This window comes from Leisingera sp. ABM4_060, assembly GCF_056158765.1.
In genome coordinates, this window is record NZ_JBSWTX010000001.1 from 1805775 (window position 1) to 1826559 (window position 20785).

A 20785-nucleotide genomic window follows, 5' to 3' on the forward strand; every position below is an offset into this window, starting at 1 on the left:
ACGCGAAACTGAGGAAGGATGGTACCGCCTCCCCGGCTTGAACGGGGGACCACTGGATCCACAATCCTTACCATCGGTTTTTGCAGTTCTTTTCCATGATCCGCGATGCTTTTACTTACCAATATAAAACATTGACTTAGCCAAAAATCGGGTCTCCGCGCAACATTGGCAGACGAACCTGACCTGGTAGCTTCGCTTGAGCGAACACATCCAGATGGTGAGGTGCTACTTGCGGCCAATCGTTTGGCTCTGAATGCCGATTGCACGGGAGAGATGCCAGCAACTGGGCTCAATAAGCAGAATTGGCTGGAAGCCATCGAGGCAAGCAGCCTTGGCTCAGTAAGCAACGCTGTCCACGAAACTGCTAGGCTGGGATTGCAACGTACCGGCTCCATTCTTGCTCCTATGATCTTCGCGGCAGGAGCAAAGCTCCCCCTGCCATCAGAAGTTAATGACGACGGCTTTATGAGAGTTCAGGTTGAAACGCCTTTTCCGGTTTGGGCGCTCGGTCAGCATACGAGGGTTGGATTGACCGGCTTCAGGAAGTTCGCAAGCAGATCCCCCCGTATGAAGACTCTGCTCTCACAGGCTATGGACGGCTCGGTGTCGAGGTCGAAGGTTGTTGGGGCGCTGGTGTTCCGGATCGATTGCAGTCAGCTGCGCCGACACGTCGATTGGCGGCTTGGTTCCGAACTGAAACGACGGGCTACGGGGATTGGATGGGGTATCCCGGACAGCGCTGTTTCAGATGCCATGGCAGTCTTGCGGGAGGAGTTTTATCATCTGAACGAATGCCGCGCGGAAGCCCTGCGGGATTACCTCCGATAACCTTCCATTATCGGAGGCAAATTCATGGGAAAGAAACCCGAGCTGCCAGTGGAAAACTCGACGGAGATCACTCGACCTGAGAACCTGCTTGAAGCGGCCTATTCGTCGAATACTCGTCGGGCCTACAGTTCCGATATCGCAAACTTTTTAAACTGGGGCGGTTCCATCCCATCTTCCCCCGAAGAGATTGCCGCGTTCATTGCCTTCCGTGCGAACAATTGCACGGTCGCTACCATAAGACGGCAGCTGGGCTCTCTTTCGTTCCTGCATTCAACCCTGGGGCACACACCAAACCCTGTTAAAAACCGCCTAGTTTCCTCTACTGTCCGAGGATTGGCCCGGGTTCACGGAAAACCCCAACGGGCTGTGGAACCCCTTTTAATCGAGCATCTAAGAGAAATCCTGGATAGCCTGCCGAGGAATACCGTCGGCAAACGCGACGCCGCCTTATTGATGATCGGTTTTGCGGGAGGGTTGCGCAGGTCCGAGCTGGTCGCAATAGATTTTGAGGACATTGTCTGGCTTCCGGCAGGGCTTAGGATAACGATCAAGCGAAGCAAGACTGACCAAGCTGGTTTTGGCAGGTTGATCGCAATTCCCAATGGCCGGACACGCTACTGTCCAATCAAGGCCCTAGACGCTTGGTGCAGCGAAATCGAACTGCTTCAGGGGCCCGTGTTCCGCTCATGCAACAAAGACGGAAAGTTGAGGCACCGCCGCTTATCGGCCGAGGCTGTTGCAAAGATCGTCAAAATGCATGCTGACTGTATCGGCCTTGATGCGGTAAATTACTCAGGGCATTCGCTGAGAGCTGGCTTCGTAACAAGCTCCATAAAGGCAGGAGCCTCGGAGCTCTCCATACGGAGGCAGACAGGTCACGCATCCGTTACGTCAATGGAAAGGTATGTGCGGTTGGCGAACCTGTTCGATGATAGCCCCGCGGGCCTTCTGTTTTGACTATGCTACTGCATTCGGCGCATAGCAAACACTCAACGCCTGGCTCCGATGAGACGGCTGCGGGACAACCGGCCGTTCGCTGCAGTTGCTACATCAGATGATCCTCCTGCTACCAAGACACAACTATTGAGTTATCCACAAGTTAATAAATTCTGCGTCATACTGTTCGCGCAACTGCTGGAGACATCCTATGACCTGCGTTCTGATTGTTGACGATGAACCCCTTCTGCGGGAAGAACTTCAGGAGTCTCTGGAGCTGGAAAACTTTGACGTATCCACTGCGGAGTCGGTTCCTGATGCGCTCCAGCAGCTTGAAAACGCGGCCTTCGACGCAGTGGTTACTGATTTGAAAATGCCGAAGGTGGGCGGGCTGGAGTTGATTCGCCACCTGAACCAGATCAGCTATCAGGGAACCGTCGTTGTCGTCAGCGGTCATGGTGCAGAATCCTCGAGAGAGGAAGCAATGGCGCTTGGGGCTGCAGCCTGTTTTTCAAAACCTCTTGATATTGATGACTTAATTGAGATCATTAGCGGGCAGGCCTAACCTTCCCCGGGAAAATCTACCACTTTTCAAACAGGTAGGGTTCGCGCGTCTTTAGGATAGTTCTGCCGGTTTCTGACGGATAGGTCACCCTCAAACTCATTGTGTGCAACGGTATACATACCTCATGCTTGGCTCGTAACCTTAACAGCCAGCGGAGAGTGAGATGACCGACCAAGACATCCCCCAAGACATCCAAGCGATGACCGTTCTTGTTGTTGATGACGACAAGGAAGCGCTGGAAGAACTGCAGGACATTGTCGATCTGGAAGGCTGGAATGCCATCATTGCCGACAGTGTCGACATGGCCCTGGAAGTTCTGGAATGGTACCCGTTCATCGGTGTCGTCGTGACGGACGTTCATTTTGCTGACCCTTCCGGCAACTCGTCTACCGGGATTCAGCTGATTTCCAGAGCCGAGGCCCGTTTCCCGGACCGGGACCTGAATTTTGTGGTGCTGAGCGGCGATCCTTCCGCCGCAATATCCTCCCAGCAGATCGGCGCGGTCGACTTCCTGTCGAAACCGTTGGATGCGGACCTCCTGGTCGAAGCAATCAAGGCTGGCGCCGGGGTTGGTATCGGAACGCCGCACTGCACCATGAGCGGGCAGAAACTGCTGAAGCGGGTGCAAGACGTCACTCAGGAACTGCATGATGCGCGGGTCCGTGCCGCAGGAGGTTCGGCATGAAATTGCTTCTTGCAGCCACCGCGGCCCTGACCTTTGCTCAAAGCTCGCCGATCCACTCCAGCGAAAATGACGCGAACCCGGAAGTTACCTTCGGCATTGTGCCGCAGCAGTCCGCCAGTCGCCTGGCCCGTATGTGGGGGCCTGTGCTGGATGAATTGAGCATCCGCACTGGGGTGTCCTTCCGGTTCCGCACCACCAAGGATATCCCGACGTTTGAAGCCTGCTTGGCCGCCGGCGCATTTGACTTTGCCTATATGAACCCGATGCACTACACGATCTTCTCGCAGGAGGCAGCCTATCGGGCAATTGCGCATCAGGAAGGCAAACGCCTGAAAGGGGTGATGGTGGTGCGGGCCGACTCAGGTTTCTCGGACCTCGGCAGCCTTGCCGGTCAGAAAATTGCCTTTCCGTCACCGGGGGCTTTTGGCGCCAGCATCCTGAACCGGGCGTCGCTGCTGAACAGCGGTGTGGAGTTCACGCCGGCCTATGTGAAATCCCATGATAGCGTATACCGCACAGTTGCGGCTGGGCTGATGGCGGCTGGCGGCGGTGTGATACGGACCTGGAACGCAGTGGATCCAAAGGTGCGTGCGCAACTGAGGGTCATCTATGAAACTGACGGGTACACCCCTCATGCCATTGCCGTTCATCATAGCGTCGCGGAGGGGCTGGCACAGGTCGTGCAGGAGGAAATGCTTCTCCTGCCGGAAACCCATCCGGAGCTTGTCAAAGGCATCGGCATGAGAGGGTTTGTGCAAGCCAAGGACAGCGATTGGGACGACGTACGCGCACTTGGCATGGCCCGGGAAGACACCGGGATTTCCAAACAAGGAGATGCTGAATGTCCTTCCGGCTGAAGACTATTCTCGGCATCGCCCTGATCGAGCTTACGGTCATGGCGGTGCTCATCGGGATCAACCAATTTGCTTTGGGCGGTTCTGCGGCCACCCAGCTTTATCAGCGGGCCGAAGCAACGGCGCGTGTTTTTGCCAACGCAGTTTCAGACGCAGTCATTTCGACGGATCTGGCCACATTGGACGCAACCATCGCCACAGCGGTCTCCAGTGAAGAACTTACCTACCTGCGCGTCAAAAGCCCCAACGGAGTTGTTCTGTCGCAAGGCGGCGACGAAGCGGCTCTGGCCATGCCTTTTCAGCGAGATGCGGACTTTGACTCCGCCCGCAGCGACCATCTGATCGACATTGATCTGCCCATTGCCGTCAATGGCACGACCTACGGATACATTGAACTTGGCCTGTCAGCATTGTCGGTCGAAGAGGAAATTGCCCAGGCGCTGCGCTGGAACGTGATTGTCGCCATCCTGGGAATTTCGCTGGTAGCAGTCTTCGGTTTTGGGCTTGGCACCATGCTGACCCGCCAGCTGCACTGGTTGCGCGAAGGCGCCCGCTCCATCGCCGGCGGCAATCTAGGCTGCCAAATCCATGTACGCGGCAAGGATGAGCTGGCCGACACGGCGCGCTGTTTCAACAATATGGCCCGCACCCTGGCTCATGACCGCAACGTCTTGCAAAGCCAGCAGGACGAGCTTTTGGAAAAGAAGGACCGGGTTGAAGTGCTGGTGGGGTGTCTGAGAGATATTGCAGGCAAGCGTGAGATCATCGAGGTTCCGGACACAGAGCGCCCAGATGAAATCGGCGACATGGCCCGTGCGACTGTTGCCTTCCGCGAAGCAATGCTGGCCATTGAGCATGCCCGGCTTGAGCAACAGCGCCTGATTTCGGCCTTTGACCAAGTGGACGAGCAGGTTGCAATCTTCGGCATGGATGGAACCGTCCTGTTCGTGAATGCAGCTTTCCGATCGTTCAACCGCACGCTGCTGGATGTTCTGCCGGAAGAATTTACTTTGCGCAGCTTCCTGAAAGAAGGGCTGGACCAAGGCGCCTTCCCTGCCGTGGAGGATCGTGAAAGCTGGATTGAAGAGCAGCTTAGCCGCGAACAGAGCACGCCGCGTGAAATCCGCCGTGCGCCGGACCGGATCCTGCTGACCGTCCAGTCTAAGGTAGAGGGCATTGGAACAGTGCTGTCCGCCAAGGACGTAACTGAACTGCGCCACTCAGAGCATCAGCTGATCCAGGCGTCGAAACTGGCGACCCTGGGGGAAATGGCCACAGGGATTGCTCATGAACTCAACCAGCCGCTTGGGGTGATCCGCATGGCATCGACCAACTGCGTCAAGCGGATCGACAAAGGCAAGGCTGAGCTTGACTACCTGCGCGGCAAGCTTGTCCGCATGGGCGAGCAAACCGAGCGCGCCTCTCAGATCATCAATCACATGCGGGTGTTCGGCCGCAAAGCCGAAGGCACAAATGAACCGTTTGATCTGCGCGGCAGCCTTGAGGAAATGGCCGCTCTCGCCCGGACACAGCTGCATACGCAGGACATATCGCTAGAGGTGGCGATGTCCGAAGAGCCTGCGGTTGTGCTGGGTGAGAAAGTTATTTTCGAGCAAGTTCTGCTTAACCTGGTCAGTAATGCCCGCGATGCAATTGAAGCCAGCGGGGCAAGCGAGGGCATGATTTCCATCGCTGCTGAATTTGCCACGGAAGAAGGCCACGTCATCGAAATCCGCGACACTGGCGGCGGTGTGCCGGAGGAATTCTTGGACAAGCTGTTCGAACCATTTTTCACCACCAAGGATCCCGGCAAAGGAACTGGCCTGGGTTTGTCGATCAGCTTTGGTACTATCCGGGATATGTCTGGGGTGATTTCTGTCACGAATGAGGGGCCCGGCGCCTGCTTCCGAATATTGCTGCCAGATGTAGGCCCTGAGAAGGAGCAAGCGAAGGAGATGCCGGCTGCTTAGGTGAATTGTATCCCAAACCCTGAGGGAGAGTCCTGAAACAACTCTTGCTTGCAGTACTCAGGCCAGGCCGGAATGACTGCAAAGGGCTCAAACCTCAGTTTCTGCCGTAGGCACATGCGCGTTTCAAAAACCACTGGCCAGCTCTTCGGCGCCATGATTACCTGCGCTCATACAGGCATCGAGCATCCAGGAGGCGCCCCATGACCAGGCGATACAGCTTTCCCGAGGGGCACTGGGATTGGCCGGTTAAGCTGACCCACCACCATGCAGTGCGTGCGGGCGACATGATCTTTAGTGGCGGCCAGGTAGATCTGGACTCCCAGGGAGCCGTGCGCAACATCGGCGATCTGGATGCCCAAGTGCGTAATTCGATGGCCTATATGCAGGATCTGCTGGCCGACCTTGGCGTAGGTTTCGCCGATCTGGTGCGGCTGGTGGTCTATTACGTCGGCGACGCGGCTGACGAGACCCGGTTGCTGGACCAATTGGCCGGCATCATCGGGCGTGAAGTTAAGCCGGTTGTCAATCTGATCAACCTGCCCGAACTCTGCTACCCTGACATGCTGTGCGAAATCGAAGGCGTCGCTATGCGTGCTCCCGACGACAGCGCCCTGCCCCGCCAGAATTACCACCTCGATGACCTGCCGCCCCTGCCTGGGTCCTTCTCGCATGTGGTGACATCCGGCGGTATGATCTTTACCGGCGACATGACCGCCCGCGCCGCCGACGGATCGGTTAGCCATCCCGGCGATATCTTGGCGCAGACCCGATTGATGATGGAGCAACTCTCCCGCGCTCTTCAGGCCGCAGGTGCGGGGATGCAAGATGTGGTCAAGGTCAACACATTCTATCTGGGCAACGGCACAGCAGAAGACTGGGAGGGCTCGGCCCGCATCCGCGCTGATTACTTCCCGGATCCAGGCCCAGCGCCCACCGGCATTCCCGTGCCGTCCTTTCCCCATGACGGGCTGACCACGCGCATTGCCGCCACCGCTTGCGCACCCGGCGCGCGCCGCACCCGCCATGTCTGGCCCGACGGACATTGGAACTGGACCACCGCGCTGCCCTACAAACACGGTGTCGGCTCCGGCCGGCTTATCCATGTGGGTGGCCAGGTGGCATTGGATACGCAGGCCAAGGTGCTGGAACCCGGCGACATGGTCGCCCAAACCCGTATCGCCATGGACAATGTAGCCCGCGTATTGGGCGAATTCGACGCCACTCTGGATGATGTCGTCAAGGTCACCACCTTCTATCAGGGCAGCGCCTCCGCCGAAGCGCTGCACGAAAACCTGCTGATCCGGTCCAAATCCTACACCGAGCCCGGACCTGCAACGACCGGCATCCCGGTGCCCAATCTGGTCTACAAAGACATGGTGATCGAGATAGAGGTGATCGCAATGCTTGAGCACTGGACCGACACTTGATTTTGCGCCAAAAGATACAGCGCCATTCCGCACGGCTTTGCATCCAGACCACTCCAAAAAAGCGCGGATTTGACTTTGGCACCCCATATGCAGAAACGGTGCTTTTGACTGGGCATTGTGAAGATTGCAGGCGGCCCGAAGGGAGAGCGCCCGCTAAGCAGCATTTGCTGCATGTTGTAGCGGCCAAGAGCTGCCAGACAGTCGACGGCCGCTTAGGGCTCGAGACCGGCTTCGGATGCATCCAAGTACTCACCGGACGTGGATTCTCGCTCGGTCCAGGAGCGGCCCATACCAGACCTTTGTCACAGTCCCCCTCGCCACGGTGCAGCTTCCCAAAACCGGCCATTGATGCATCATGCAGCATTTGGCCGTCGCAGATGAAGGCGACTGGTGGGGAACTGTACAGAGCAAACTAGGAATGCAAACTCCATGGGGAGCACGTCAGCACTCCTTACCCGAGAATTGGACTGCAATTTAGTCAATTCCATTTGCGGGGAGTGACTGTTGCGCGTTAATCGCTAGAGCCAGCAAGTAATCTACCAACGCGTCTGCTGCGCTAGTCGCCGCAATTTTGCACCCTGCACTGACGGCCCTAAGAATAACTGAGTGCAGTCTGGCGTATGGTTCATAATCATTGCAATGAGCGTAATGAAACCAGAAGCGATTAGACAACCCCTAAATCGGCCGCATACTGCTCTTGAGGACTGAACCGCACCGGATTTGCCGGAGGCTTCAACTCCTGAGTAGGATGAAGCCACAATGAGCAAGACAACAAACAAATATTCTCCTGAGGTCCGCGAGCGCGCGGTGCGGCTGGTGCTGGACAAGCGAGCCATTGAAGGCGCCATTGGTTCGAGCCCAATGGCGAACGGCCAGCACAGTTCCCGCTGGCAGGCGATCATGTCGATCTCCGCAAAGATCGGCTGTTCGGCGCATACGCTGAATGAGTGGGTCAAGAAGGCAGAAGTCGACAGCGGCAAGCGTGCGGGCGTCCCAAAAGATGCCGCCGACAAGATGAAGGCACTGGAGCGGGAGAACCGCGAGCTACGCCAGGCGAACGGGATCCTCCGCAAGGCATCGGCTTATTTTGCGATGGCGGAGCTCGACCGCCGGTCGAAGTGATGGTGTCATTTATCGGCATGCATCGCGGTGAGCATGGGGTCGAGCCGATCTGCATTCGCCGTTGTCTCTCGGACCAATGGCGTTCCAATGGCTCATTCCTGCCGATTGCCCCTTCCACGTATTACGAGCATCTGGCGCAGCGGGCTGATCCGGCCCGGTTGTCGGACCGTGCCCGGCGTGACGCGGCATTGCGGCCCGAGATCCTGCGTATTTGGGGCAGTCCATGAATGTCCGATAAATGACCCGCGCAATTTAACTGGTTAAATCGGATTAATCGTAATTTGTAGCATCGTTGTCGACAGACAGCCGCGTCAGCCTAGAACGATGAAGGCGTACACGCACTGATAACTTTACAAACCTCGTCCCCGGCGTTGCGGAACCGGTGTGGCAGGATGCTGGAAAAGTAATAGGCGTCACCCGGACCCAGAATTCTGGATTGCCCATCCACTGTAACTTCCAGACGCCCTTCAATTACGACCGCGCATTCTTCTCCCTCATGCGACAGCGCTCCACGGCCCGAGTCTGCACCGACACCGTACTCTTCAATCAGCATCTGCAGCTTTCAATTCCGCCGCTCACCTGCGACCAGCAAGTAGGAAACACCCGGAGACCCCAGATCCCGCATGCCGGTGCGGGGGAAGAAAAAGTTGTCCTCGTTCTTCAATTCGAAGCTGAAGAAAAAACCCAGATTAACGTCCACACCTGCGAGAATTTTCTTAAGTAATGCCACTGAAGGCTGGGTCGATCCGCTCTCGATCTGGGAAATCGTACCGCTTCCCACCCCCGCACGCTTGGCCATCTCGCGTTGGCTGAGACCCTTTGAGGTTCGAATCAATCGCAGGCGTCTTGCGGTTTCCAGATCCGGTGCCGAAGAGTCGCCCATTGTGATTTCCTGCTTCTGATCGAAAGCACCTTAGGTCGGCCCGATCAGTTTTTCAATGACTTACACATTCCTACAAAGCCGGGTGTGCGAAAAGTCGAAACTTTGCAAGTATCTCTCATCAAATGATAATCTGCCTTGCAAGGAATGGACATGCCCGTTCAGTCAAATACCATGTCATCTTTCTGGATGCCGTTTTCAGCCAATCGTGATTTCCTTCGCGAGCCCCGCATGATCCATTCTGCCGAAGGGATGTATTACACCAGCTCGGACGGCCGCCGGATTATGGACGGCACTGCGGGGTTGTGGTGCGTTAATGCAGGCCACCGGGATCCGCTGATTGTAGAGGCAGTGCAGAAGCAGGTTCACGAGCTGGATTACGCTCCGAATTTCCAGTTTGCCCACCCACCGGCGTTCGAGCTGGCGGGTAGGCTGACGGCGATGATGCCCGAGGGGATGAGCCATGCGTTCTTTACCAACTCGGGGTCCGAGTCGGTCGACACCGCGCTCAAGATTGCGCTGCATTACCACCGGATGCGCGGCGACAGCGCCCGCACACGTCTGATCGGGCGCGAACGCGGTTATCATGGCACCGGCTTCGGCGGCATCTCGGTCGGGGGCATCGTGAAAAACCGCATGCATTTCGGCACTCTCCTGACCGGTACCGATCACCTTCGTCATACTCATGATCTGGAAAAGAACGCATTCACCCGCGGCTGCCCCGCGCATGGCGCCGAACTGGCCGATGATCTGGAGCGCATCGTTGCGCTGCATGATGCCTCGACCATCGCGGCCGTCATCGTCGAGCCGATGGCAGGGTCCACCGGAGTGCTGCTGCCGCCCAAGGGGTATCTGCAACGGCTGCGCGAGATCTGTGACCGGCATGGCATCCTGCTTGTCTTTGACGAGGTCATCACCGCCTTCGGCCGGCTGGGTGCATCGACCGCGTCGGAATACTTCGGCGTTACTCCGGACATCATCACCACCGCCAAAGGGTTAACAAACGGCGTCATCCCGATGGGCGCGGTCATCGTGTCCGACGCGATCTACAATTCCGCCATGGAAAATGCAGACGCGCCGATCGAATTGTTCCACGGCTACACCTACTCGGCCAACCCGGTGTCCTGCGCAGCCGCACTGGCGGCGCTGGAAAGCTACGAACGGAACGACCTGTTCCGCCGCGCCGCTCTGCTGTCGCAACCGTGGGAGGATCAGCTCCACAGCCTGAGGGATCTGCCCAATGTCATCGACATCCGGAACCTGGGGCTGGTCGGCGCCATCGAACTGGCCCCGCGCGAAGGCGCGCCGGGCGAGCGAGCCTATGAGGCGATGAAACGCGCCTGGGACGCTGGGATCATGATCCGGGTAACCGGCGACATCATCGCACTTTCTCCGCCTCTGATCATCTCGGAACCTGAAATCAACACGCTTGTTCAGACACTTGGCGAAGTTCTGGCTGAGCTTCCGTGACCTTTCCTCTCTAAATCCAAAGGACTGCAATCATGAAAGATGCTGCCCCGATCGCTTCGATCGGCCACTATATCTGTGGCCAAAACACAGCTCCCGACGGCGAAAACACCCAGGCTGTCTACAACCCTGCAACCGGCGAACACACCGGCGATGTGTCCCTGGCAACCGTCGAAACCGTGAACGCTGCGGTCGCCGCGGCCAAGGCGGCCTTTCCTGCGTGGTCGAACACGCCGCCGATCCGCCGGGCCCGGCTGATGAACAATTTCCTGGCGCTGGTGCGTCAGCACAAGGACGACCTGGCCCGCGCCATCACTGTCGAGCACGGCAAGGTCTTCACCGATGCCCAGGGCGAGGTCGAGCGCGGCATTGATATCATCGAGTTTGCCTGCGGCATCCCGCAGCTCCTTAAGGGTGATTACACGGAGCAGGTGTCCACCGGCATGGACAACTGGACCACACGCCAGGCCCTGGGCGTCGTGGCCGGGATCACGCCCTTCAATTTCCCGGTCATGGTGCCGATGTGGATGTTCCCGATCGCCATCGCCGCAGGCAATACCTTCATTCTTAAACCGTCGCCGACCGATCCTTCGGCTTCGCTGCTCTATGCCGACCTGATGAAGCAGGCAGGCTTCCCCGATGGCGTGTTCAACGTGGTGCAGGGCGACAAAGAGGCTGTGGATGCGCTTCTTGAAAACGACGACGTCAAGGCTGTGTCCTTTGTCGGGTCGACCCCGATTGCCAATTACATCTACGAAGTCGGCGCCCGCCACGGCAAGCGCGTCCAGGCCCTGGGCGGCGCCAAGAACCACATGCTGGTGATGCCTGATGCCGACATGAACAAGGCAGCCGATGCCTTGATCGGCGCTGCCTATGGTTCGGCCGGAGAGCGCTGCATGGCCATCTCGGTTGCGCTGCTAGTTGGCGATGCCGCAGACAAGCTGATGCCGGTGCTGAAAGAACGCGCCGAGACCCTGAAGATCAAGAACGGTCTCAAACTGGACGCAGAAATGGGCCCGATCGTCACCGCCGCCGCGCGCGACCGGATCAAGGGCTATATTGATAGCGGCGTCGAAGAAGGCGCCGACCTTCTGGTCGATGGCCGCGACTACACCGTCGAAGGGCACGAAGGCGGCTATTTCCTGGGCGGCACCCTGTTCGACCACGTCACCCCGGACATGAAGATTTACCGAGAAGAGATCTTTGGCCCGGTTTTGGCCTGTGTCCGCGTGCCGAACTTTGCCGAAGGCCTGCAGCTGATCAACGACCACGAGTTCGGCAACGGCGTGTCGCTGTTCACCCGGGACGGCAACGTCGCGCGTGAGTTCGGCAAACAGGTTCAGGTCGGCATGGTCGGTGTCAACGTTCCGATCCCGGTGCCGATGGCGTGGCATGGCTTCGGCGGCTGGAAAAAGAGCCTGTTCGGCGACATGCACGCCTATGGCGAAGAGGGCGTCCGTTTCTACACCAAGCAGAAATCCATCATGCAGCGCTGGCCTGAAAGCATCTCGGAAGGTGCTGAATTCGTCATGCCAACGGCCAAGTGAGCCTCTCTTTCCTGGAGTGAATACAATGTACATCGGCGTTCCCAAGGAAATTAAAAACCACGAATACCGCGTCGGGCTGACGCCCGAGAGCGTGGCTGAGCTGATCACGAACGGTCATGCGGTGCTGGTCGAAACCGGTGCGGGCCTGGGCATTGGCGCGGATGACGATGCTTATCGTGCTGCTGGTGCGGAGATCGCAACAAACGCAGCCGAGGTGTTTGCCCACGCCGAAATGATCATAAAGGTGAAGGAGCCGCAAGCAGCGGAGCGTGCGATGCTGCGCGAGGGGCAGATCCTCTATACCTATCTGCACCTGGCTCCAGATCCGGAGCAGACCAAAGATCTGGTGAACTCTGGCGCGGTCTGCATTGCCTATGAAACAGTAACGGACGACAATGGCGGTCTGCCGCTCCTGAAGCCGATGAGCCAGGTTGCAGGCCGGATGTCGATCCAGGCCGGTGCCGGTGCCCTGGAAAAGGCCCAGGGCGGGCGCGGGGTTCTCCTGGGCGGTGTGCCTGGGGTGAAGCCCGGCAAGGTTGTTGTCATCGGCGGCGGTGTTGTCGGTTTCAACGCGGCGCAGATGGCCGTTGGCCTGCACGCTGACGTCACCATTCTGGACCGTAACCCGGCAGTTCTGGAAAAGCTCGAAAACCATTTTGAGGCATCCGCCAAGGTGGTTTACTCAACCCAGGCCGCGCTGGAGGAAGAGGTTTCCAATGCCGACCTCGTGATCGGGGCGGTTCTGATTCCCGGCGCCGCTGCACCCAAGCTTGTTTCGCGTGATTTGATTGCGAAAATGAAACCCGGTGCAGTGGTCGTGGATGTTGCCATTGACCAGGGCGGCTGCTTTGCGACCTCCAAGGCAACGACACACGCAGACCCGACCTATGTCGTTGATGATGTTGTGCATTACTGCGTCGCCAATATGCCCGGCGCGGTGGCCCGGAATTCGACCTATGCGCTGAACAACGTGACCCTGCCGCATGCCATCGCCATTGCGAACAAGGGCTGGCAGCAAGCGCTGGCCGACAACCATCACCTGCAGAATGGCTTGAACGTGGCCTACGGCGAGGTGACCTGCAAGGCTGTGGCCGATGACCTCGGATACGGCTTCGAGGATCCCAGAAATTTGCTGACTTAAGCAAATCCGCGCCCGCAACAGCATACCGCTGTGCGGGCGATATTCGTCAAACAGGAGGAGAACTACCCGATGAGTTTCAACAAGATTACCAAAGGTCTGGCCGCTGGCGCGCTGAGCACTCTGATGTCGACCGCGGCTTTCGCCGAAGACATGACCCTGCGTTTTGCAGGCGTGTTCCCGATCGACCACCAGGGCACAAAAATGATGGAACAGGTTGCCGCAGATGTTGCAGCAGCCAATGTTGGCCTGAAGATCGACGTGTTCCCTGCAAACCAGCTCGGTTCCGGTGAAGCCTTGTTCGAAGATGTCGCCCGCGGCAACATCGATCTGGCTTCCGCTTTTATCTACGCCGACACCGATCCGCGCCTTGAGTTCCTGTCCATGCCGTTCCTGCTTGGAGGATGGGACGACATGGAAAATACGCTGCTCAACATGGATTCCGAGTTCAACACCATCCTGCAGGAGATCACCGACGAATACGGCGTCCGGGTGATGGCTCAGAACCCTGAAGGGTTCATCGGCATCGTTGCTTCGCAAGAGCCCCAGAACTGGAGCAGCTTTGAAGACAAAGGCATGAACATTCGTGTCTGGTCGTCCAGCGTTGTGAAGTCGATGGTTGAAGAACTGGGCTACCAGGCAACAACCATGGCATGGGGGGACATCTTCCCCGCGCTTCAAGCCGGTATCGTCGATGGTGCGATCTGCTGCACCAAAACCGCGACCTACTCCATCTTCGCCAAGTCGGATGTCGGCACCCACTTCGTCGAGTACAACTCGATCTCCGAACTGACAACGTTCTATGCATCGCAGCGGACGCTGGACAAGCTGAATGACGCACAGCGTGACGCGCTGCAGGCAGCCCTGACCAAAGCGTCGAATGATTTCTTCAGCTACAACCGCGAAAACGACGAGGTTTTCGGTCAGAAGCTGCTTGATAAGGGCTACACCATCCTTCGCCTGAGCGATGAAGAACAGGCTGCGATGGCCGCGCATGTTCAGGAAACGGTCTGGCCGCAGATGGCAAAAAGCGTTGGTCAGGACATCATCGACCGCCTGCTGGCAGCCAAGAACAACTGATCAGGAAAAGGGCCGGCAGACCAGCTGGCCCTTTTTTGTTCTTGAGCGAAACAATGGGAGGGAGAAAGATGTCCGTTTCGGTAAGCGAACAACCACCAGCCGCCGGGAACGAAGTTCACGGCATTCGGAACAAAATAACCGACGAATTGCCGGTCATCATTGGCTACCCGATGAAGGCGATCGCATTTGTCATGAGACAGATTGTAATGGTGTCAGGGTTCCTGATGGCATTCACCTTTGGCGCGGTTGTTGTCATCAGATACGGCTTTGGCGGCGACCTTTTTGCCTACGAAGAATGGCTGTTGGGCATTAGCATCGTGGGCTTCTTTGCAGGCGCTGTTCTGGCCTCTGCGCGCAATCTGCATATCAACGCGGATATTCTGGGCATCGTCATCCAAAACCCGCGGATGATCTGGTGGCGCGGGTTCATCGTGCTGACGGTCGAGCTGCTGGTGATCCTGTTTCTCATGTACGCGTGCTATGTCTCGCTGCTTGACGACTTCTCGTTCCCTCGGCTGCGCGCAACCCCTGTGCTGCGCATACCCTTTGTCACCTGGCGGATCGGAATCATGATCGCCTTTGGCTTCATGGCGATGTTCACCACCGCGTATCTGTACGTGCATATCCGTCAGGGTCTCGGTCTCCCGCTCAAATCAGCTGCTGCCAAGGAGGCTGCAAAATGATCATCACCGGTAGTCTTCTTATCGTCTGCGCCATGCTGCTTCTTGGGGTCAGCGTTTTTGTGGCCTTCGGGGCCGTCCTGATTTTCATTGCCATGGTCGGTGATCAGTCGATCACAGGGTATTTGCCGACGGGGTCCACGGGAATCCGGTCACTGGTTCTGCTGGCCATCCCGCTCTTCATGATTGCGGGCGGCATCATGGAAAAAGGGCGGATCGCGGCGCCTCTGGTTTCACTCGCCGAAATGTTCATTGGCCATATCAAGGGCGGACTGAGCGCTGCGGGCGTCCTGGCCTGCGGGGTCTTTGGCTCGATTTCCGGCAGCGCCAACGCCACCCTGACCTGCATCGGCGGCATCATGATGCCGCACCTGAAAAAGGCCAACTATCCCGGCGGGCAGTCGGCCGCTCTGATCGTGGCGGCAAGCCCTCTGGGCCTTCTGATCCCGCCAAGCTCGTCGCACATCCTGTATGGCTGGGTGGCACAGCAGCACGTGCTGAAATGCTTTCTGTCCACCGTGATCCCCTCGTTCATCCTGATCACCCTGCTGATCGTCGTGAACCAGTTCATGCTGCGGAAATACGATGGCATTAACCTGACAGAACGCCCCAGGCCTTTTCTGCCCACCTTTGGCCGCCAGGCGCGCCTGGCGGGACCTGCGCTGATGATGCCGCTGATCATTCTGGGAGGGATCTACGGCGGTATCATGACCCCGACCGAAGCCGCCGGCATCGCCGTGGTCTATTCGATCCCGATTGCGATCTACTTCTACCGCGGTCTGACCTGGAAAACGCTGGCCCAGACCATCCAGAATTCCGGCGTCACAATCGGCGTGGTGATGGTCATGATCTTCATGGTTTTGATCGTGTCGGACAACCTGATTTCTCAAGGCGCACCGCAACTGGCCAAAGATCTGGTTTATTCGGTTTCAGACAACCCGATTGTGATCCTGCTTATGATCAACATCGTGATGATCCTGATCGGGATGCTGATGGATGACATCTCGGGCCTGCTTCTGGCGACCCCGATCCTGTTGCCCATCGCGCAGAGCACCGGAATGGACCCGATCCATTTTGCTGCCGTGATCGGCGTGAACCTGGGCATGGCGAACATCACACCACCCACGGCGCCGCTTCTCTATCTTGGTGCCCAGGTCTGTGACGAACCGGTCTCGCGCATGCTGTGGCCGACGCTGATCTTTATCATCTTCGCCTGGCTGCCGACGCTGATGCTTACGACCTTTGTCCCGGAACTGGCGCTCTTCCTGCCCGACCTCCTGCTCAGCAAATAAGGGGGCCACCTATTCCTGCGCCGCCGGACCGGGGGCGTTCCCCTGCCGGCGGCGGATGCCGGACAGGCAGCCGCGAACCTTCAGCCCCAGAAACTGAACACAAGAGGAACACCATGTATAGCAACATACTCGTAGCGCTGTCCCTGGAACATGGCATCAGCGAACAGGCACTCTCCACAGCACGTGCCCTCCTGTCCGAGGGTGGAAAGATCACCGCAGCCCATATTCACGAGCCGCCGAACAAGCAGATCATGTATTACATGGAGCAAAATGTTGTCGAAAAATCCTACCAGAAAGCCCAGGCAAGCCTGGCTGACCGGTTGCAGGGTGAAGCGGATGTGAACTCCGTCATTCTGGAAAGCCAGTCAGCGGGCCGCGCGATAACGGAATATGCCAACAAACACAAAATCGACTGTATCGTCCTTGCCTCGCACAGACCCGGGATGAAGGAATTCTTTCTGGGTTCGACCGCCGCTCTCGTAGTTCGCCACGCTCATTGTTCGGTTCATGTCCTCCGTCTGTAACGGCTGAAATGAGCCACAGGTTGATCAACCAACCCTGCGGAATTGGTTTGCAGTCAAAGCAGGGATGGATCTTCCTTTGCGATGTCATTTGGACTAATTGGCCGCCGCCTGACTTGGGACAGCCAGGCTGAGGGTGTGCCCTGGATGCTCTCTGGCACACTGTCCGCAAACGTCTCATGTTCGAGCCGCGATGTGCTGCATGGTCCTTTGGGATTGGCCTGATGAAGCTCGGCCACGGAAGTGGTCGCTGGAATAGATCGCGGCGAAACTCTGCTTCCGACCTTATCTGGTCTGAGCCATGACTGAAACCGCGTGGGCACTACGGATGCGGAAGCTAGGTGAACTGGTAGCGCGTGCCCTCTAGGCTCGCAGAGGCCATGCACCATTGCGGCAGACGGTTTCGCCTATCTACCAAGTGCCTTTGGCACAGTCGGCCCATACCAGACCTTTGTCACAGTCCCCCTCGCCGCGGTGCAGCTTCCCAAAACCGGCCATTCATCCATGTCGCAGCATTTTCGGAGGAAGAAGGTCGGCAGAGCGGGACAAAGCTTACGTTGACTGAAACTCATCCAAGTAGCTATCCTTTGAACCATTGATTTAACTCTAATGGTGTTCTGATGTTCAAGCATGGCTATTGGACCGTTTTTGCCGTTTTCTTCGTCTCGTTTGCGGCCGGATTGAGTGCCCAAGATGTCGGGCCATCAGATTACGGAATTGATCTCAACCTGCGTAGTGAGCTGCTCAGGCCACAACAAGCAATCCCAGCATTACCGAATGGCTTTGGCGTCCGAATTGAAAATGAAACTTTGGAACTGTTTCCGCCAGGTGAGTTGCCTGAGACAATGCTATCACCAAGCACAACAATAAATGATGACTTCACTTTTGACCTAAACGATCCGCTTCGTGACAATCGACCGGTCACGGAGCTGGACCCGGCATTGCAGGCACTGATTTTCGCGCAAAACCGCGACCTTGACGGGTTGGCGGCAATTGCAGGGCGGCAAGAGGTGATCGATCAGTTTGGACCCGATGTGCCGATCGATGATATCTTGCGAGGTCTAGAAGTCACCCAATCGCAACCAATATCGACACTAACACCTAATGACATACGCGCAATCATTGCTCAACAACCACAGATCACGGATACCGCACGAGCTGTTGTGTGGTCCGAATTTCTCAATCAAAATAGTGGTGGCTATGCAGACATTGGCCTCGCCAATTCAATGGCCTTTGCGCCTGAGCCTGTAAGTGAGAGTTTTGGCATACTGCTAGCGCAATCCGATTCATCTTCGCGCGATGAGCTGATGACGGAATGGCTGAATGCAAACCCCACCACCTCCGACCCTCGTGCCTTGGGGGCTCTGTACGACCGGTCTTATGAGGGGTTCTCATTGCCTCAAGTTGGCCTGACACAGCTAACGGTCGAGGAAACGCTCTCTCGTTTGGCACCCCTTGGCACGGACCCATTGGCTGACCATCTTCGTGCCCGTATTGAAAGAGATCAAGGTAACTTCGAAGGCGCTCTTGCTGCATTCAACCAAGCAGTTTCAAACGAAAACCCGCCCGCGTCTGCACTGACGGATTTCGCGAATTTTAGCGCTCAGAATCCGCAATTGCCGGGTGTCCTTTCAGATCAGCAAATTGTCCGTACTTACTTGGATGGTTTTGTGGGTGGTGATTTTGAGGCGCTGGAAGATCTTAGTTCCTATCCGAATACACCAAATGCTGTGATAATTGCCGCGACTGCTCAAGCGCTAGTTCAGGCTGAAACACCACAAGAACGAGCAATTGCTGCCCAGCAAGAGCGGAACCTATGTGCGGCCTATGGCGGTCGAGATGGTGGCCCCTGTGAAGCTCCGTCTATGATCTACTTTACCAACCGTGCCGAGGTTGTCGATGAAGGGTATTCCAACGAACCTGCATCGAATGGGGAAGTTCACTTTGGTCATCTGAACGTACCTTTGTTGTCCGAATTTGTCCGTTGTCAGGGATTTTGGGACAGATTGCGGCGTGATCTAAGAGAGGGTCTGGCTCATCTGGTGGTCTGATTATGCTGCGGATTTGCGGTGAAGCAAGCGCCGCGTTTCGATGGTCTTTCGTTTGATCCTTTCTCGTTGTTTTAGAATGGCTTGCCCTCGCCCGAAGTAGACGTCAGCGGGTGTCAGGTTCAGCAGGCTCTCGTGATAACGGTGGTGATTGTAGTGCTCGACGAAGGTGCCGATCTTCTGCCTGAGGTCGCCCGGTAGGTAGTAGTTTTCCAGCAGGACGCGGTTCTTCAAGGTCTGGTGCCACCGCTCGATCTTGCCCTGGGTTTGCGGGTGATATGGCGCACCGCGAACGTGATGCATCTGCTGATCTTCCAGCCAGTCAGCCAACTCGCCAGAGATGTAGCTGGAACCGTTGTCTGATAGCAGCCGTGGCTTGTGCAGAACCTTCGCCTGGTTGCAGCCCGAGGCTTGCAGCGCCAGATCCAGGGTGTCGGTCACGTCGCCCGTCTTCATCGTCGTGCAGAGCTTCCAAGCGATGATGTAGCGGCTGTAATCGTCCAGGATCGTGGATAGGTAGAACCAACCCCAACCGATGACCTTGAGATAGGTGAAGTCAGTCTGCCACAGCTGGTTGGGACGCGTTGTCTTGTCCTGGAACTCGTCTGCCGCCGACAGAACCACGTAAGCCGGGCTGGTGATCAAATCATAGGACTTGAGGATGCGATAGACCGAAGCCTCTGACACAAAATACTTTTCCGTGTCAGTGAAGCGCACGGCCAATTCGCGCGGCGACAGTTCGCTTTCCTTCAGGGCCAGGTCCTTGATCCTCTCCCGGACCGCCTCGGGAATGCGGTTCCAGACCCGTGGCGGCCTGGGGCGGCGGTCCTCAAGCGCCTCAGGGCCGCCAGACAGATACCGGTCATACCAGCGGTAGAAGGTCGCTCTGGGGATGCCCAGTTTGTCCAGCGTGCGTTTGGTTGGCAAATGCGATCCTTCCACCAGCCGGATGATCTCCAGCTTCTCGGATGCGGGGTACCTCATTCGCCATCGCCCCCATCCCCGAGTATGCTTTTTTTCAGAAGGCGCAGTTCCAATGCCTGCTCGGCAACGACCTCTTTAAGATCGCGCGCCTCACTTCGCAGATCCTTGACCTCGCTCGACGTCGCTGCACGCGCCGTGTCGCCCGCCAGGCGCTTCTTCCCAGCCTCGAGGAATTCCTTGGACCAACTGTAATAGAGGCTCTGAGCAATGCCCTCGCGGCGGCACAGCTCAGCAATACTGTCCTCGCCCTTCAGGCCGTCCAGAACGATCCTGATCTTCTCTTCCGCTGAATACTGCTTGCGGGTGGCCCGGCGGATATCCTTGACGACCCTCTCGCCGTGGCTCTGCTTGGTTCCGGGTTTCTGTCTCATCTCCACTCCTTGGCGGTTACGATGTGCCAGAAACCCTCTCTTATCAAATCAGCCTAAACTGTCCCATTGGCGCTGACGTCAGACATGGCTGAGCGTCTGGAAACTGAAGACCAGTACCACCTAGCCTGGCCCGCGCACCAGCACCCGGCGTTCGACACGGCCCCCTTCGAAGACTGGCTGAACCGGCAATTCGGTGGCTGCCCGCCCTCAGAACCAGCTCCTCTCCCGTAGACTCCACTCCGGCATCCACGCTCTGATCGCAGCGGCTGTATTCCTCCAAGGAATGCAAAACGGCAACAGCTTTCATTTGAGAACGCAAGCTTCAACCAGCATTTTGTGCGGGCCACTTGTGCAGGCTGTTTAGCCTGCCCCTTCACCACACCCAGGAAG

19 protein-coding genes, 1 pseudogene and 1 other annotated feature are annotated in these 20785 nt (G+C 57.3%); of the genes and pseudogenes, 17 read left to right on the top strand and 3 right to left on the bottom strand.

Translation table 11 applies throughout. From position 1 onward, the window contains the following. Nucleotides 1-165: 165 nt before the first annotated feature. From ACXAEH_RS08940 to ACXAEH_RS08975, 8 genes and pseudogenes are all read left to right on the top strand, one after another. Nucleotides 166-828: a hypothetical protein gene (locus ACXAEH_RS08940; RefSeq protein ID WP_475032119.1), complete on the top strand. Its 663-nt coding sequence runs from the start codon at nucleotides 166-168 to the stop codon at nucleotides 826-828. Between the two features lie 24 nt (nucleotides 829-852). Then, the gene (locus ACXAEH_RS08945) at nucleotides 853-1785 is read left to right on the top strand and encodes a tyrosine-type recombinase/integrase (protein WP_475032120.1); all 933 of its coding nucleotides are present in this window, start codon (nucleotides 853-855) and stop codon (nucleotides 1783-1785) included. Nucleotides 1786-1975: 190 nt separating this feature from the next. After that, nucleotides 1976-2329: a response regulator gene (locus ACXAEH_RS08950; RefSeq protein ID WP_475032122.1), complete on the top strand. Its 354-nt coding sequence runs from the start codon at nucleotides 1976-1978 to the stop codon at nucleotides 2327-2329. Between the two features lie 163 nt (nucleotides 2330-2492). Further along, nucleotides 2493-3014 carry a response regulator gene (locus tag ACXAEH_RS08955; RefSeq protein ID WP_475032124.1) on the top strand — a complete coding sequence of 174 codons (522 nt, stop codon included), beginning with the start codon at nucleotides 2493-2495 and terminating at the stop codon, nucleotides 3012-3014. Further along, nucleotides 3011-3871: a phosphate/phosphite/phosphonate ABC transporter substrate-binding protein gene (locus ACXAEH_RS08960; protein WP_475032126.1), complete on the top strand. Its 861-nt coding sequence runs from the start codon at nucleotides 3011-3013 to the stop codon at nucleotides 3869-3871. Before ACXAEH_RS08955 ends, ACXAEH_RS08960 begins: the two co-directional genes overlap by 4 nt. Then, complete coding sequence (locus ACXAEH_RS08965) at nucleotides 3856-5838, top strand: ATP-binding protein (RefSeq protein WP_475032127.1); 1983 nt, start codon at nucleotides 3856-3858, stop codon at nucleotides 5836-5838. The genes ACXAEH_RS08960 and ACXAEH_RS08965 overlap by 16 nt, the downstream gene beginning before the upstream one ends. A 200-nt stretch (nucleotides 5839-6038) precedes the next feature. Then, nucleotides 6039-7265 (top strand): RidA family protein, encoded by a 1227-nt coding sequence (locus ACXAEH_RS08970; protein ID WP_475032129.1) that lies wholly within the window; start codon nucleotides 6039-6041, stop codon nucleotides 7263-7265. A 759-nt stretch (nucleotides 7266-8024) separates the two neighbouring features. Continuing rightward, nucleotides 8025-8602, top strand: a pseudogene (locus ACXAEH_RS08975) (transposase); the annotation flags it as partial. Then, nucleotides 8345-8500 (top strand) — a sequence feature (AL1L pseudoknot). (Overlaps the previous pseudogene by 156 nt.) 101 nt (nucleotides 8603-8703) lie before the next feature. Here the strand turns inward: ACXAEH_RS08975 and ACXAEH_RS08980 are convergent. Then, nucleotides 8704-8940 carry a cupin domain-containing protein gene (locus tag ACXAEH_RS08980; protein WP_475032130.1) on the bottom strand — a complete coding sequence of 79 codons (237 nt, stop codon included), beginning with the start codon at nucleotides 8938-8940 and terminating at the stop codon, nucleotides 8704-8706. A gap of 9 nt (nucleotides 8941-8949) precedes the next feature. Continuing rightward, on the bottom strand, nucleotides 8950-9270 hold the full coding sequence (locus tag ACXAEH_RS08985; RefSeq protein ID WP_475032131.1) for a helix-turn-helix domain-containing protein: 321 nt from the start codon (nucleotides 9268-9270) through the stop codon (nucleotides 8950-8952). Between the two features lie 144 nt (nucleotides 9271-9414). Here ACXAEH_RS08985 and aptA point away from each other — a divergent pair, with 144 nt between their 5' ends. The 9 genes from aptA (at nucleotide 9415) to ACXAEH_RS09030 (ending at nucleotide 19043) form a co-directional block, all read left to right on the top strand. Beyond that, nucleotides 9415-10737 carry an omega-aminotransferase AptA gene (gene aptA / locus ACXAEH_RS08990; RefSeq protein WP_475032133.1) on the top strand — a complete coding sequence of 441 codons (1323 nt, stop codon included), beginning with the start codon at nucleotides 9415-9417 and terminating at the stop codon, nucleotides 10735-10737. Nucleotides 10738-10769: 32 nt separating this feature from the next. After that, entirely contained in the window at nucleotides 10770-12281 is a 1512-nt protein-coding gene (locus tag ACXAEH_RS08995; RefSeq protein WP_475032134.1) for a CoA-acylating methylmalonate-semialdehyde dehydrogenase, read from the top strand. A 25-nt stretch (nucleotides 12282-12306) separates the two neighbouring features. Further along, nucleotides 12307-13422 carry an alanine dehydrogenase gene (gene ald / locus ACXAEH_RS09000; RefSeq protein ID WP_475032135.1) on the top strand — a complete coding sequence of 372 codons (1116 nt, stop codon included), beginning with the start codon at nucleotides 12307-12309 and terminating at the stop codon, nucleotides 13420-13422. A 69-nt stretch (nucleotides 13423-13491) separates the two neighbouring features. Then, nucleotides 13492-14499 carry a TRAP transporter substrate-binding protein DctP gene (gene dctP / locus ACXAEH_RS09005; RefSeq protein WP_226430763.1) on the top strand — a complete coding sequence of 336 codons (1008 nt, stop codon included), beginning with the start codon at nucleotides 13492-13494 and terminating at the stop codon, nucleotides 14497-14499. Between the two features lie 68 nt (nucleotides 14500-14567). After that, on the top strand, nucleotides 14568-15182 hold the full coding sequence (locus ACXAEH_RS09010; RefSeq protein ID WP_175392960.1) for a TRAP transporter small permease: 615 nt from the start codon (nucleotides 14568-14570) through the stop codon (nucleotides 15180-15182). After that, a complete protein-coding gene (locus ACXAEH_RS09015) occupies nucleotides 15179-16471 on the top strand; it encodes a TRAP transporter large permease (protein ID WP_475032137.1) in 1293 nt (430 codons plus the stop codon). The genes ACXAEH_RS09010 and ACXAEH_RS09015 overlap by 4 nt, the downstream gene beginning before the upstream one ends. Nucleotides 16472-16584: 113 nt before the next feature. Further along, the gene (locus ACXAEH_RS09020) at nucleotides 16585-16995 is read left to right on the top strand and encodes a universal stress protein (RefSeq protein ID WP_475032138.1); all 411 of its coding nucleotides are present in this window, start codon (nucleotides 16585-16587) and stop codon (nucleotides 16993-16995) included. 81 nt (nucleotides 16996-17076) lie between these two features. Continuing rightward, nucleotides 17077-17217, top strand: a complete 141-nt coding sequence (locus ACXAEH_RS09025) for a hypothetical protein (RefSeq protein ID WP_475032140.1) — start codon at nucleotides 17077-17079, stop codon at nucleotides 17215-17217. Nucleotides 17218-17612: 395 nt separating this feature from the next. Further along, nucleotides 17613-19043 carry a hypothetical protein gene (locus ACXAEH_RS09030; RefSeq protein ID WP_475032141.1) on the top strand — a complete coding sequence of 477 codons (1431 nt, stop codon included), beginning with the start codon at nucleotides 17613-17615 and terminating at the stop codon, nucleotides 19041-19043. On the opposite strand, the gene ACXAEH_RS09035 is transcribed toward ACXAEH_RS09030, so the two are convergent. Then, nucleotides 19044-20395 (bottom strand): IS3 family transposase gene (locus ACXAEH_RS09035; RefSeq protein ID WP_475031037.1). Its coding sequence is split into 2 segments (ribosomal slippage): nucleotides 19044-20059 and nucleotides 20059-20395, totalling 1353 coding nucleotides; the frame shifts between segments, so codons are not numbered across the junction. Between the last annotated feature and the right edge of the window lie 390 nt (nucleotides 20396-20785).